At 46.3% G+C, this 14380-nt stretch carries 13 protein-coding genes and 2 pseudogenes; 12 read left to right on the top strand and 3 right to left on the bottom strand.

Going from position 1 to position 14380, the window contains the following annotated elements:
* The first annotated feature begins 18 nt into the window (after positions 1–18).
* The 4 genes from M0696_RS17350 (at position 19) to padC (ending at position 3163) form a co-directional block, all read left to right on the top strand.
* Positions 19–1374 carry a serine hydrolase gene (locus M0696_RS17350; protein ID WP_248602205.1) on the top strand — a complete coding sequence of 452 codons (1356 nt, stop codon included), beginning with the start codon at positions 19–21 and terminating at the stop codon, positions 1372–1374.
* Between the two features lie 15 nt (positions 1375–1389).
* Positions 1390–2073: an aspartate/glutamate racemase family protein gene (locus M0696_RS17345; protein ID WP_166848136.1), complete on the top strand. Its 684-nt coding sequence runs from the start codon at positions 1390–1392 to the stop codon at positions 2071–2073.
* Positions 2074–2200: 127 nt separating this feature from the next.
* Positions 2201–2656 carry a DUF3237 domain-containing protein gene (locus tag M0696_RS17340; protein WP_248602204.1) on the top strand — a complete coding sequence of 152 codons (456 nt, stop codon included), beginning with the start codon at positions 2201–2203 and terminating at the stop codon, positions 2654–2656.
* 21 nt (positions 2657–2677) lie between these two features.
* On the top strand, positions 2678–3163 hold the full coding sequence (gene padC, locus M0696_RS17335) for a phenolic acid decarboxylase (protein WP_003235304.1): 486 nt from the start codon (positions 2678–2680) through the stop codon (positions 3161–3163).
* A gap of 49 nt (positions 3164–3212) precedes the next feature.
* Here the strand turns inward: padC and M0696_RS17330 are convergent.
* The 3 genes and pseudogenes from M0696_RS17330 to slrR all read right to left on the bottom strand — a co-directional run bounded on the left by M0696_RS17330 (position 3213) and on the right by slrR (position 5384).
* Positions 3213–3379: pseudogene (locus M0696_RS17330) on the bottom strand (hypothetical protein).
* Between the two features lie 2 nt (positions 3380–3381).
* Positions 3382–4851 (bottom strand): para-nitrobenzyl esterase, encoded by a 1470-nt coding sequence (gene pnbA, locus M0696_RS17325; protein WP_248602203.1) that lies wholly within the window; start codon positions 4849–4851, stop codon positions 3382–3384.
* Between the two features lie 74 nt (positions 4852–4925).
* Positions 4926–5384 carry an HTH-type transcriptional regulator SlrR gene (slrR, locus tag M0696_RS17320; RefSeq protein WP_248602202.1) on the bottom strand — a complete coding sequence of 153 codons (459 nt, stop codon included), beginning with the start codon at positions 5382–5384 and terminating at the stop codon, positions 4926–4928.
* A 245-nt stretch (positions 5385–5629) separates the two neighbouring features.
* On the opposite strand from slrR, the gene M0696_RS17315 reads away from it, so the two are divergent.
* The 8 genes and pseudogenes from M0696_RS17315 (at position 5630) to M0696_RS17280 (ending at position 14376) form a co-directional block, all read left to right on the top strand.
* Positions 5630–6334 (top strand): YveK family protein, encoded by a 705-nt coding sequence (locus M0696_RS17315; protein WP_166848146.1) that lies wholly within the window; start codon positions 5630–5632, stop codon positions 6332–6334.
* A gap of 5 nt (positions 6335–6339) precedes the next feature.
* A complete protein-coding gene (gene epsB / locus M0696_RS17310; RefSeq protein WP_014115245.1) occupies positions 6340–7023 on the top strand; it encodes a protein tyrosine kinase EpsB in 684 nt (227 codons plus the stop codon).
* A gap of 235 nt (positions 7024–7258) precedes the next feature.
* Positions 7259–9079, top strand: coding sequence for a polysaccharide biosynthesis protein (locus M0696_RS17305; protein WP_175271359.1), 1821 nt, complete (start codon positions 7259–7261; stop codon positions 9077–9079).
* An 11-nt stretch (positions 9080–9090) separates the two neighbouring features.
* On the top strand, positions 9091–10236 hold the full coding sequence (locus M0696_RS17300; protein WP_222142066.1) for a glycosyltransferase family 4 protein: 1146 nt from the start codon (positions 9091–9093) through the stop codon (positions 10234–10236).
* The gene (gene epsE, locus M0696_RS17295) at positions 10233–11069 is read left to right on the top strand and encodes a glycosyltransferase EpsE (RefSeq protein ID WP_166848150.1); all 837 of its coding nucleotides are present in this window, start codon (positions 10233–10235) and stop codon (positions 11067–11069) included. The genes M0696_RS17300 and epsE overlap by 4 nt, the downstream gene beginning before the upstream one ends.
* Positions 11062–12217, top strand: a pseudogene (locus M0696_RS17290) (glycosyltransferase family 1 protein). Before epsE ends, M0696_RS17290 begins: the two are co-directional and overlap by 8 nt.
* Positions 12214–13317 (top strand): biofilm exopolysaccharide biosynthesis protein EpsG, encoded by a 1104-nt coding sequence (epsG, locus tag M0696_RS17285; RefSeq protein WP_166848155.1) that lies wholly within the window; start codon positions 12214–12216, stop codon positions 13315–13317. Before M0696_RS17290 ends, epsG begins: the two are co-directional and overlap by 4 nt.
* Before the next feature lie 24 nt (positions 13318–13341).
* Entirely contained in the window at positions 13342–14376 is a 1035-nt protein-coding gene (locus M0696_RS17280) for a glycosyltransferase family 2 protein (RefSeq protein ID WP_222142063.1), read from the top strand.
* Positions 14377–14380 lie beyond the last annotated feature (4 nt).

The following is a 14380-nucleotide window of genomic DNA, read 5'->3' as shown; positions in this document are numbered from 1 at the left end:
AATAAGGGAGGTGGAAAAATGAAACTAGAAAAAAGTAAGCAATTCGGCAAATTATTCTCTGTGTTAGCTGGAAAACAGCAATTCAACGGGACGGTTCTGGCTGCGGAGGATGGCGATATTTTATATCATCACTCTTTCGGTTATGCAGAATTGATGGAAAAACGCCCCTTGAAAACGAACTCTTTGTTTGAGTTAGCGTCGTTGTCAAAGCCTTTTACAGCTTTGGAGATCATATTGCTGGAGGAGAAAGGGATTCTTGGATATGAAGATAAAGTGGAGCGCTGGCTGCCGGGTTTTCCGTATCAGGGCGTCACGATTCGGCACTTATTGAATCATACGTCAGGGCTTCCAGATTATATTGACTGGTTTCTTGTCAATTGGGACCAAAACAAGATTGCGGTAAATCAGGATGTTGTTGATATGCTGATGAAGGAGAAGCCGCCCGGCTACTTTGCGCCGAATGAAGGCTGGCTGTACAGCAATACGGGGTATGTGCTTCTGGCAGTTCTAATTGAAAAAGCTTCCGGCATGAGCTATGCAGATTTTCTGAAACAAAACATTTTTACCCCGGTCAGCATGACGAACACCAGGGTGTATAACAGGAGACTGCGTCCTGAGCAGATTAATGACTATGCATATGGATATATGTATGATGTGCATTCTGGAAAGTACGTTCTTCCTGATGTTCTGGAGGAAACCAAATATGTTGTGTATTTGGATGGAATACAGGGAGATGGTATGGTGAATTCTGTCACAAGCGATTTATTTCGACTTGATCAGGCTTTATATCAGGATGATTTGATCAGCAAAGCTTCTAAGGAAGCTGCGTTTTCTCCTGTGCGGCTGAATAATGGAGAAACTTTCGATTACGGATTTGGCTGGGTGCTGCATAATAGTCCTAAATACGGGCGGATTCTCAGCCATAACGGAAGCTGGCCCGGCTATTCGACTATGATGATTCGGTATATTGATCATCATAAAACGCTGATCTATTTGAGCAATAAGGAAGAAGATGCTGTATATGAACAATCGATTCTGAAGGCGGCGGAAAATATTCTTTTTGACCAGCCATATGAGATCCCAGAACGCCCTGCTGATAAAAAGAAAAAAGCAATTGATACGGCAATATACAGCCGCTATGTTGGCAGCTACTCGTTTCAGGATGGGGCGGCTGCACGGGTGACAACCGAGAATGAACGGCTTTATTTGGAGATTACCGGGCAACTGAGACTGGAGTTATTCCCCTCCTCGGCAACCCGTTTCTTTCTGCGATCATTGTCTGTAGAAATCGAATTTATGTTAGGTGATGATGCTGCGAAAAGCTTTATCCTCTATGAGGATGGCACAGAAGAAGAAGCGGTCCGCACGAATTAGAAAGGAATGAATTTGATGATCGGAATATTAGCCGGAATGGGGCCAAAATCGACCTCGCCGTTTATTGATAAGGTGATTGATTACTGTCAGAAGCTGTATGGGGCATCAAACGATATCGACTATCCGCACATGATGATCTATTCTTGCCCGACGCCATTCTATGCAGAACGCCCCATTGATCATGATGAGATGAAAAGAGCGATTATTGAAGGAGCGGTAAAGCTCGAGAAGACAGGCGTTGATTTTATTGCTTTGCCCTGTAATACGGCACATGTGTACTATGAAGAGATTCAGCAGGCATTGTCGGTTCCTTTGTTGCATATCATTGAGGAAACGATAAAAGAGATTCCGCATCCTGCAAAACAAGCGGTGGTTTTAGGAACAGATTCAACCATCCAATCTGCCATTTACCAAAAAGGGCTGAAGGCAAATGGACAAGAAGTTGTTCACAAGGACCATTGGCAGCAGGCTGTGAATCAACTCATTGCCGCAATCAAACAGCCTAATCATATGCAGCATACACAAGCATTGTGGCAGAAGCTATATGAAGAAATCTGCCAGGATGCAGATATTATCATTTCGGCCTGCACGGATTTAAATGCGGTGTTAGATCATATTCAAAGTGAGATTCCGATTATAGATTCCTCTGACTGTCTTGCAAAAAGCACTGTCAGCACATATCTTGACTATCAAATCTAGCTTCAAACAAGGACTGTCTCAGACAATCCTTGTTTTTTTATGTCCTATTGTTTGACAGTTACATTCGATGGTGTTAAAGTGAACATGTAAATAATTACATGATTTTTCTGAAGGCGAGGTAGTGCTCATGAATAAGCCGGTTTTAAAACCATTCGCCTCTTTAGAAATCAGGGTTGATCCGCCTATTACCATTGGTGAGACAGGCCTGGGACTGAGACGATTAATCCCGATTCGTTCGGGAACAATGACCGGGGAAATAAAGGGGCGTATTTTGCCGGGCGGTGCCGATTCACAAATCATTCGTGCTGACGGCAGAACAGATTTATCTGCCAGGTATGTAATCGAAACAGCAGATCATGAACTGATTTACATTGAAAACAATGGAATACGGCAAGTCAGCGAGCCATTTCGAAATCAAGCCGCGGCTGGGGAAATCATTGATCCGGAGCATGTTTATTTCCGTACGGTGCCAACATTTGAATCAGGCAGTGAAGCTTATCAATGGCTGCATGACCGCTTGTTTATCGGTTCCGCAGAAAGAACCCCTGATTACGTTCGACTAGACATTTATGAAGTACAGTAAAGACTAAGGAGAGTGTGAAAGATGGAAAACTTTATCGGAAGCCACATGATTTATACTTATGAAAACGGTTGGGAATACGAGATCTATATTAAAAACGACCATACAATTGATTATAGAATTCATAGCGGAATGGTTGCCGGACGCTGGGTTCGGGATCAGGAAGTTAATATTGTCAAACTGACAGAAGGCGTATATAAAGTGTCTTGGACAGAGCCGACAGGGACAGATGTTTCATTAAACTTTATGCCGAATGAAAAACGCATGCACGGCATTATTTTCTTCCCAAAATGGGTGCATGAACATCCTGAAATTACAGTCTGCTATCAAAATGACCACATTGATCTGATGAAAGAATCACGCGAAAAATATGAAACATACCCAAAATACGTTGTACCTGAATTTGCGGAGATAACATTTCTGAAAAATGAGGGAGCCGACAATGAAGAAGTGATTTCGAAAGCTCCTTATGAAGGAATGACAGACGATATTCGCGCGGGAAAACTGTAAAAAACAAAAAACCCGGGAAAGAGAATTACTTCTCTTTCCCGGGTTTTCTTTATGCTGTATATTCGGGAACCATCACAATTCCCCCGAAAAACAGTATGATTCCAGTCCAGCGGATGGGCTGGTAATAGGCGGTGTCCCGTAAAACACCACTGCTGACAAAATGATAAGACAAGCTGCCACAACGATGACAGCACCAATGTATCCTGTTTTCCCCATGTTTATTCTCCTTGTGAAGGGAATAGTTTCTGCCTTTTTTCAGCTTCAGGGTCGTTTTCAATCGCAATCTCTGAATCTAAAATCAGCGTCTCTCTTGTTTCCTCATGATACGCCGGCCATTTTACATCTTCAGTGCTTGGGTTCCCTGTTTTGGCGAACGTGATCCATGCTGATTGTATGGTGTGAGAGAGCTGTTTCACTTCATCCGTAATCTCTGCTTTTGCCATCCGTTCTAACCCGTCCAGATTTCCGAAAACAAAAGGAAGCTCTAATGCGTGAAACGCTTTATTATACGGCGGCTTATCAGAGTGCCAATCGAATCGGTACATCCAGACAGGCGCGTAATGGGACTGTGCGGAGGCACAGGCGACGGCCGGGCGCCAAAATAACAAATCAGTCATCATATGAATTTGGCTTTCCAGCGAACGCGGATACAGATCGGCGGCTTTCTCTGCCAGCGGCTGCCCTAATAAATACACAAGCGCGGCATCAAACGTTTCCTGAGAATGAACGTCTGAGTCCGGGGTGAAAAATAAATATCCTTCATCGCGGTTTGTTCCGATTAACAGCGGAATGCCGGCAGCAGCACCTTCTGCGATCGCTTTTTCTGGTTCAGCAGGCAGCGTTTTCGGATCAAGGGCGGGCTGGAAGAACAGCTGAAAGAGATTTTCATTTTCTGCTTTCCGAAGCTGATCGGCCGCTTTAAGCAAATCTTCCGCAGATACAGTATGCAATCGGTCCAATTGGCTCTCGTCAATCCCAAGGACCTCTAAAAAGGCTGCCGCGGTGCTAGCCGCTTTTTCTTTTGTCATCGTTCTGGAAGCGCCACTTTCCATGATTGCTTTCTGGAACAGGCCTTTTGCCGCAGGCATTGCGAGCAGCGCGGCAATGCTCATGCCGCCTGCTGATTCTCCAAATACTGTTACGTTATCCGGATCACCGCCAAATGCTGAGATATTGTCTCGCACCCATTTCAGTGCGGCGGCTTGGTCCAAAAGCCCAAGGTTATCGGAATACGTCTCATCAAACGAAGACAAATGTAAAAATCCAAACGGCCCCAGACGATAATTCAGTGTAACGACAATGACTTCTCCCTGCGCCGCAAGTCTTGACCCATCATATAATGGCTCACTGCCCGCTCCAAGATAAAAAGCGCCGCCGTGAATCCATACCATGACAGGCAGGTTTTGACTTGGAGTATCAGGCGCAAATACATTGATATACAAGCAATCCTCAGACTGGCGGGGCAGCTCAGTATACGAAAGTGACAGCAAATCAGACGGCTGCGGGCAAATAGAGCCGTATGCTGTTGCGTCCAGTTCGTTCTCCCACGCTTCAGGAGGTTCCGGTGCTTTAAAACGCAATGGCCCGACAGGAGGTTTGGCATAGGGGATGCCTTTCCATTTATGTACGCCGTTTTCTGTTGTGCCTTTTACTTTGCCGTATTGAGTTGTTACTGTTTTATGAGACATCGCACTCTCTCCCTTTTTCCCCCATTATAAACAGATTTAGTCTGCAGATGCGAACGTTTACCCTTAGCCAAAATCTATCTTCCCATCGTTTTGAAAAAGGACTTGACTTCCTGGACGGTCAAGCCGATTTCTCTTGCTTCTGCCATCAGCGCTTTCCATTCTTCTATATTGGATTCCGTCAGTTTGCGGTTGCGATAGGAAGCCATTTCAGGCTGTTCTTTCTTTAGTATGTTCGTAAAAGTGAACAACTCTTCCTTTTCCATTCCGGCTTGGACCGCTTGCACAAGATGCACGCGCCATTCTTCTTCACTGCCGCTGATTTTTTCATACATCATTGTTTCTGCGTCGAATAATTCTGTTAATTCAACTTCCAGTGTAGCGGAAATTTTCTTTAAGAATTGAACGGATGGATTCGTATGAACGCCTCTTTCAATCTTGCTTAAATAGGATTTAGATACTCCTGACTCCACAGCCAGCTGATTAATAGAATAGCCTTTTCTTTTACGGTACAAACGGATAATTCTTCCAACCATGATATGAAATTCTCCTCTATTCCTGTCGTTATTTTGTTCATTATAAGGAATTATTCGTTCTTTATAAAATTTAAAATAATAAGGGAAGTGCAGTAAATAAGAGGAAAATCATGATTTTGTTCTCTAAAGAGAACTTATTGGCTTATTTTGCAATTTTTAAATAATAAAGTTTTCTTTTATAATCCAATCATTAACAGAAAGGGGCGCGGGAAGCCAGCCGCGGGAAGGCTGAAGGCTATGAACACATGAATGAGAATATGAGTTTTAAAGAATTATATGCGATTGTCAGACACAGATTCGTGCTGATTCTGCTCCTCACAATCGGCGTCACCCTTATTACGGGCTTTGTGCAATTTAAGGTCATTTCACCGACTTATCAAGCGTCGACGCAAGTGCTGGTTCATGAATCAGACGGTGAAGAAAACTCGAATCTCAGTGACATCCAGCGAAATCTTCAGTACAGCAGCACGTTCCAATCGATTATGAAAAGCACTGCCTTGATGGAAGAGGTCAAGGCGGAATTGCATCTTTCTGAATCGGCTTCCTCGCTGAAAGGAAAAGTAGTTACCAGCAGTGAAAATGAATCAGAAATTATCACCGTAGCCGTTCAGGACCACGATCCGGCGAAAGCGGCTGAGATTGCGAACACATTAGTGAACAAGTTTGAAAAAGAAGTAGATGAAAGAATGAATGTACAAGGCGTGCATATTTTATCAGAGGCGAAGGCTTCTGAAAGCCCAATGATCAAGCCGGCCCGGATGAGAAATCTGGTCATGGCTTTGGGCGCTGCTGTCATGGGCGGCATTACACTGGCATTTTTTCTGCATTTTCTCGATGATACGTGCAAAAGCGCACGGCAGCTCAGCGAGAGAACCGGATTGCCATGCTTAGGCTCCGTCCCTGATGTCCAAAAAGGGCGGAATCGCGGGATAAAACATTTCGGGGAGTGAAGCGAGTGGTCTTTAGAAAAAAGAAAGCAAGGCGAGGTTTGGCTCAAATATCCGTTTTACACAACAAATCAATTGTTGCGGAACAATACCGCACCATTCGGACAAACATTGAGTTTTCATCCGTCCAGACCAACTTGCGGTCTATCCTCGTCACCTCCTCTGTGCCTGGTGAAGGTAAATCGTTCAGTGCAGCGAATCTTGCGGCTGTCTTTGCACAGCAGCAAGAAAAGAAAGTGCTGCTGGTGGATGCCGATTTAAGAAAGCCGACCATCAATCAGACATTTCAGGTTGAGAATGTAACCGGGCTGACAAATGTGCTGGTCGGGAATGCTTCACTCAGTGAGACGGTGCAAAAGACGCCGATCGATAACTTGTATGTGCTGACAAGCGGACCGACCCCGCCGAATCCGGCTGAACTGCTGTCTTCAAAAGCGATGGGAGATTTAATATCTGACATCTATGAACAATTCAGCCTCGTCATCTTTGATTCCCCTCCGCTTTTGGCTGTTGCAGATGCTCAGATTTTAGCAAATCAGACAGACGGCAGCGTGCTCGTCGTTTTAAGCGGAAAAACGAAAACCGATACCGTCTTGAAAGCGAAGGATGCCCTGGAACAATCCAATGCAAAGCTGTTAGGCGCTCTTTTAAACAAAAAGAAGATGAAAAAATCGGAACACTATTCCTACTAAATAGATGGTAAAGGTGATGTCTCCTGACCTGTATCAATGGAGGCACTCGGCTCTGCTGTGGGCAGCTGAAGTTGCTGCCTTAGATGCTGGTCGTCGGTGGCGGGGCGTGAGGACGGGTTAAATGCCCACTTATCTGATATATACATAGGATGTGTTGTCGGTTTAGCTGCTGCCGATGTTTTGGAGGACGAAAACCGCCGCAGCTAAACCGATAAAAGAATTAGGGGGGAAAAGGTTGAGTTACCGGAGAAGACTGTCAATGATTATTGCGCTGGATACTTATCTCGTTTTAAATTCAGTTATTGCAGGATATCAATTTTTAAAAGATTCCTATCAATTTTATGACTCCGGAGCATTATTGCTTACAGCTGTCAGCTTGCTCCTCAGCTATCATGTGTGTGCTTTCCTGTTCCGTCAGTATAAACAGGTGTGGACATACACCGGTCTCGGCGAGCTGATCGTCCTGCTTAAGGGCATTACGCTTTCAGCCGCTGTGACAGGCGTCATTCAGTATGCTGTGTATCATACGATGTTCTTCCGTCTGTTAACCGCATGCTGGGTGCTTCAGCTTTTGTCTATCGGAGGAACCCGTGTTTTATCCAGAGTGTTAAAAGAAAGCATCAGAAAAAACCGCAGCGCCTCATCCCGCGCGCTGATTATCGGGGCGGGCTCAGGAGGGACTCTGATGGTCAGGCAGCTGCTTTCAAAAGATGATCCTGACATCATACCTGTCGCTTTTATTGATGACGACCAAACGAAGCATAAATTAGAAATCATGGGGCTGCCCGTAATCGGCGGAAAAGAAAGTATCATGCCTGCCGTGCAAAAGCTCAAAATTAACTATATTATTATTGCCATTCCTTCACTCCGCACCCATGAGCTTCAGGTGTTATATAAAGAATGTGTGCGAACTGGAGTAAACATTAAAATTATGCCTCATTTTGATGAAATGCTGCTCGGCACACGAACTGCCGGACAAATCAGAGATGTAAAAGCTGAGGATTTGCTCGGCAGAAAGCCGGTAACCCTCGACACAAGCGAAATTTCGAACCGCATCAAAGGAAAAACCGTTCTCGTCACGGGAGCGGGCGGATCAATCGGCTCGGAAATCTGCCGGCAGATCAGCGCGTTTCAGCCTAAGGAAATCATTCTGCTCGGCCATGGAGAAAACAGCATTCATTCAATTTTTACAGAGCTGAACGGGCGATTCGGCAAACACATTGTGTTTCATACAGAAATTGCGGATGTGCAGGACCGCGATAAAATGTTTACCTTGATGAAAAAGTACGAGCCGCACGTTGTCTACCATGCAGCTGCCCATAAGCATGTGCCTTTAATGGAACATAATCCTGAAGAGGCTGTCAAAAACAACATCATCGGAACAAAAAATGTCGCGGAAGCAGCCGATATGTCGGGGACAGAGACGTTTGTGCTGATTTCATCAGACAAAGCGGTGAACCCGGCTAATGTAATGGGGGCGACAAAACGATTCGCCGAGATGATTATTATGAATCTTGGAAAAATCAGCAGAACAAAATTTGTCGCTGTCCGCTTCGGCAATGTGCTCGGGAGCCGCGGCAGCGTCATTCCGGTTTTCAAAAAACAGATTGAAAAAGGCGGACCCGTGACGGTAACACATCCGGCCATGACCCGTTATTTCATGACAATTCCCGAGGCCTCAAGGCTTGTCATCCAGGCCGGGGCACTGGCGAAAGGGCGTCAGATTTTCGTTCTCGATATGGGAGAGCCCGTAAAGATTGTGGACCTTGCCAAAAACCTCATTCATTTGTCCGGCTACACCACTGAGCAGATTCCAATCGAATTCACAGGCATTCGTCCCGGCGAAAAAATGTATGAGGAATTGCTGAACAAAAATGAAGTACACGCTGAACAAATCTTTCCGAAAATCCATATCGGCAAAGCCGTTGACGGCGATTGGCCGGTGCTGATGCGCTTTATCGAGGATTTTCATGATCTGCCGGAAGCCGATCTGAGAGCGAGGCTGTTTGCGGCAATCAATACATCAGACAAAATGACGGCTGCCAGTGTTCATTAGGGGGAGTGAAGATGACGAAAAAGATATTGTTTTGCGCAACTGTCGATTATCATTTTAAGGCCTTTCACCTCCCTTACTTTAGATGGTTTAAGCGAATGGGCTGGGAGGTTCATGTTGCCGCGAGCGGACAAACCAAGCTGCCGTATGTGGATGAGAAATTTTCCATCCCAATTCGGAGGTCACCCTTTCATCCTCAAAATCTGGCCGTTTACAGACATCTCAAGGACGTGATCGACACCAATCAATACGACATTGTCCATTGCCATACGCCGGTTGGCGGCGTGCTAGCCAGACTTGCGGCGAGGCAGGCACGGCGGCACGGAACAAAGGTGCTGTACACAGCGCACGGATTTCACTTCTGTACCGGAGCGCCGATGAAAAATTGGCTTCTTTACTATCCGGTTGAGAAATGGCTTTCGGCATACACAGACTGCCTGATTACGATCAATGAAGAGGATTACACACGGGCGAAAGGACTTCAAAGGCCGGGCGGAAAGACGCAGAAAATTCACGGCATCGGCGTCAATACCGAGCGGTTCCGGCCTGTCAGCCTGGAAGAGCAGCAAAAACTCAGAGAAAAACACGGATTCCGTGAAGACGATTTTATATTGGTTTATCCGGCTGAGCTCAATCTGAACAAAAACCAGAAGCTCTTAATTGAAGCAGCAGCCTTGCTGAAAGAAAACATTCCGTCGCTCCGCCTTGTTTTTGCCGGAGAAGGGGCGATGGAACAAGCGTATCGAGCATTGGCTGAAAAACTTGGCGCTTCCGGCAATGTCCGTTTTTACGGCTTTTGCCGCGACATTCACGAGCTGATTCAGCTTGCAGATGTATCTGTCGCATCCAGCATCAGAGAAGGCCTCGGCATGAATGTGCTAGAGGGGATGGCGGCGGAAAAACCGGCGATTGCCACGGATAACCGCGGGCATCGGGAAATCATCCGGGACGGAGAAAACGGTTTTCTGATCAAAATCGGTGACAGTGCCGCTTTTGCCCGCCGGATTGAACAGCTTTACCATAAGCCAGAACTTTGCAGAAAGCTGGGACAGGAAGGCCGAAAAACGGCCTTGCGCTTTTCGGAGGCGCGAACGGTGGAAGAAATGGCAGATATTTATTCCGCGTACATGGATATGGATACAAAGGAGAAAAGCGTATGAACTCAGGACCAAAAGTTTCTGTCATTATGGGCATTTATAATTGTGAACGCACTTTGGCGGAAAGCATTGAATCTATACTCAGCCAATCCTATAAAAATTGGGAGCTGATTATGTGCGATGATGCGTCAACAGACGGCACGCTCCGCATCGCGAAGCAGTATGCCGCTCATTATAGCGATCGCATCAAGCTGATTCAAAACAAAACAAACAAACGGCTTGCCGCTTCCTTAAATCATTGTCTTTCGCATGCGACAGGTGAGTATATCGCACGTCAGGATGGAGACGATCTTTCATTCCCGCGCCGTCTGGAAAAGCAGGTCGCGTTTTTAGAAAAGCACCACCATTATCAAGTGGTTGGCACCGGCATGCTTGTATTTGATGAATGTGGCGTAAGAGGGACACGCATCCTGCCTTCTGTTCCGGAGCCGGGCATCATGGCAAAAGGGACCCCGTTTTGCCACGGAACGATTATGATGAGAGCCAGCGCCTACCGTACGCTGAAAGGCTACCGTTCGGTGCGGCGGACGAGACGGATGGAGGATATTGATTTGTGGCTGCGCTTTTTTGAAGAAGGATTCAGGGGCTACAATCTCCAGGAAGCCTTGTATAAAGTAAGGGAAGACAGCGATGCATTCAAGCGGCGGTCATTTACGTATTCCATTGACAATGCCATCCTTGTCTACCAGGCGTGCAGACGCTTGAAACTTCCTTTATCTGATTACATATATATTGTAAAACCGTTAATCCGCGCGTTGATGCCTCCAGCCGTGATGAATCGCTACCACAAAAAAAGAGTGATGAATCACAAGGAAGGGCTTGTCAAACATGAGTAGCAGCCAAAAACGCGTGCTCCATGTTCTCAGCGGCATGAACAGGGGCGGAGCGGAAACCATGGTGATGAATTTATATCGGAAAATGGACAGAAGCAAAGTGCAATTTGATTTTTTAACGTATCGAAATGATCCGTGCGCTTATGATGAAGAGATTTTATCTTTAGGCGGGCGCCTTTTTTATGTCCCGAGCATCGGGCAAAGCAATCCCCTTACATTTGTGAGGAACGTAAGAAGCACGATAAAAGAAAACGGTCCGTTCAGCGCCGTTCATGCACACACGGATTTCCAAACAGGCTTTATCGCTCTCGCGGCAAGGCTTGCCGGAGTGCCGATCAGGGTATGCCATTCCCACAATACGTCATGGAAGACCGGCTTCAATTGGAAGGATCGCCTGCAGCTAATGGTGTTTAGGCGGCTTATTTTGGCGAATGCGACAGCCTTGTGTGCGTGCGGAGAGGATGCGGGCAGGTTTTTATTCGGGCAGTCCAACATGGAGCGGGAGCGTGTTCATCTCCTTCCTAACGGGATTGATCTTGATTTGTTCGCCCCAAATGGGCAAAGGGATGATGTAGAAAAAACAGCACGCGGCATTGCAGTTGACCGGCTCATCATTGGCCATGTGGCCCGGTTTCATGAAGTGAAAAACCACGCATTTCTGCTGAAGCTTGCCGCACATCTCAAAGAAAGAGGCGTTCGCTTTCAGCTCGTTCTTGCAGGAGACGGGCCGCTGCGCGAGAAAATGGAAGAGGAGGCGCGGCGGCAGAATCTGCTTTCAGATGTCCTCTTTTTAGGCACTGAAGAACGCATTCATGAGCTAATGCGCACATTTGATGTGTTTGTCATGCCGTCTCTGTATGAAGGCTTGCCGGTTGTGCTTGTGGAAGCACAGGCGTCGGGGCTTCCATGCATCATATCAGACAACATTACAGATAAAGTTGACGCTGGGCTCGGGCTTGTGACGAGATTGAGTCTCTCTGAGCCGATCGGCATCTGGGCTGAAACCATTGCAAGAGCGGCCGCCGCAGGCAGGCCAAAGCAGGAGCTCATCAAAGATACACTCGCCGAACGCGGCTATGATGCACAGCAAAATGTAGAAGCGCTGCTGAATGTATACAACATCACTAGCGGAAAAGGACAATAAACGATGATTGTATATGTCGTCAATATGGGGATTGTATATATTTGGTCTTGGTTTGCCAAAATGTGCGGCGGCCGTGACGATTCGCTCGCCACGGGGTATCGGCCGAATAAGCTTTTGATCTGGATTCCGCTTGCCTCACTTGTGCTCGTGTCGGGTCTCCGTTACAGAGTCGGCACGGATTTTCAGACGTACACACTGTTGTACGAATTGGCGGGCGATTATCAAAATGTGTGGCAGATATTCGGTTTCGGCACAGCAAAAACGGCGACAGATCCAGGCTTTACCGCACTCCTTTGGCTGATGAATTTTATCACGGAAGATCCGCAAATCATGTATATAACGGTTGCGGCAGTGACCTACAGTTTGGTTATTAAGACACTTGCTGATTACGGAAGGCCGTTTGAGCTGAGTGTCTTTTTATTTTTAGGAACCTTTCATTATTACGCGTCTTTTAACGGCATCAGGCAATACATGGTGGCAGCCGTTTTGTTTTGGGCGATCCGTTATATCATCAGCGGGAACTGGAAGCGATATTTTCTGATTGTGCTGATCAGCTCGCTCTTTCATTCCTCGGCGCTGATTATGATTCCAGTGTACTTTATTGTCAGAAGAAAAGCCTGGTCACCGGCGATATTCGGCTTATCCGCTTTATTTCTCGGCATGACGTTTTTATATCAAAAATTTGTGTCTGTGTTTGTCGTTGTGCTTGAAAACAGCTCATACAGCCATTATGAAAAATGGCTCATGACAAACACAAATGGAATGAATGTGATCAAAATCGCTGTCTTGGTTCTGCCTCTGTTTCTCGCCTTTTGCTACAGGGCGCGTCTGAGGAAGCTGTGGCCGCAAATCGATATCGTCGTCAATTTATGCCTGCTCGGTTTTTTATTCGGGCTTTTGGCCACAAAGGACGTAATCTTTGCCAGATTTAATATTTATTTCGGCTTGTATCAAATGATCCTAGTCCCTTATTTCGTCAGGATATTTGATGAAAAATCGAATGCCCTTATCTATATCGCTATCGTTGTTTGTTATTTTCTTTACAGTTATTTGCTTATGCCGGTTGATTCGTCCGTTCTGCCTTACAGAACGATTTTTTCCCGGTAATTTATGCAAGAGGAGCCGGTCAATATGGAAACACCTGCGGTTAGTCTGTTAGTCGCTGTTTATAACACAGAAACATATATCAGAATGTGTCTCGAATCACTGCGGAACCAGACTTTGGGCAATATTGAAATCATCATCGTCAATGACGGTTCAGCAGATGCCAGCCCGGATATCGCGGAGGAATACGCCAAAAAGGATCATAGGTTCAGGGTGATTCATCAGGAGAACCAGGGTCTCGGTGCTGTTCGGAATAAAGGCATTGAGGCGGCACGCGGGGAGTTTATTGCGTTTATAGATTCAGACGATTGGATCGAGCCTGATTATTGCGAGCGGATGCTTCAGGCAGCAGGCGATGAAACTGATCTGGTCATTTGCAATTACGCCGCGGAATTTGAGGACACTGGAAAAACCATGATCTCTGACATTGCGGAAACCTATCAGGGGCAGCCGAAGGAGCACTATATCAAGGCGTTATTCGAAGGGAAGGTCAGAGGGTTTTCATGGAACAAACTATACAGAAGAAGCATGATTAAAGCACGTCGGCTGTTGTTTCCGCTCCGTGGCGAGCTGGAGCATGTCGAGGATCAGTTTTTCAGTTTCCGGGCTCATTTTTTCGCCCGCTCGGTATCCTATGTAAAATCGCCGCTCTATCATTACCGAATTCACCTTTCCTCCATCGTGCAAAGCTATCAGAAAAAACTGTTTCAATCAGGGCTTGCGCTGTATGAGGCGAATGCAGCGTTTTTGCAGGAGAACAACAAACTGGAGGAGTATCATAAGGAGCTTGATACCTTTATCGTTCTTCACAGCAGTATCTGTATGCTGAATGAATGGAAAACAAGCGGCAGCCGCCGGCTGCTCGAAAAGCTTAAAAATGTCGGCGTGATTTGCGCGGACCCGGTATTTCAGGAGAGCCTCTCAAAAACGGGTACGGCGCCTTTTGACGCAAAACGGTCATGCCTGCTTCTGATGGCGAAATACAGAATGATTCCATTCGTCGCTATGGCGTCGGCCGTGTATCAGCGGGTAATCGAGTACAAAATGAGAAACAGAGGGTGAGGAC

The organism is Bacillus rugosus, assembly GCF_023238245.1.
Classification (GTDB): domain Bacteria; phylum Bacillota; class Bacilli; order Bacillales; family Bacillaceae; genus Bacillus; species Bacillus rugosus.
The sequence above is the reverse complement of the archived record's forward strand: the minus strand, read 5'-3'. Positions and strand labels throughout refer to the sequence as shown.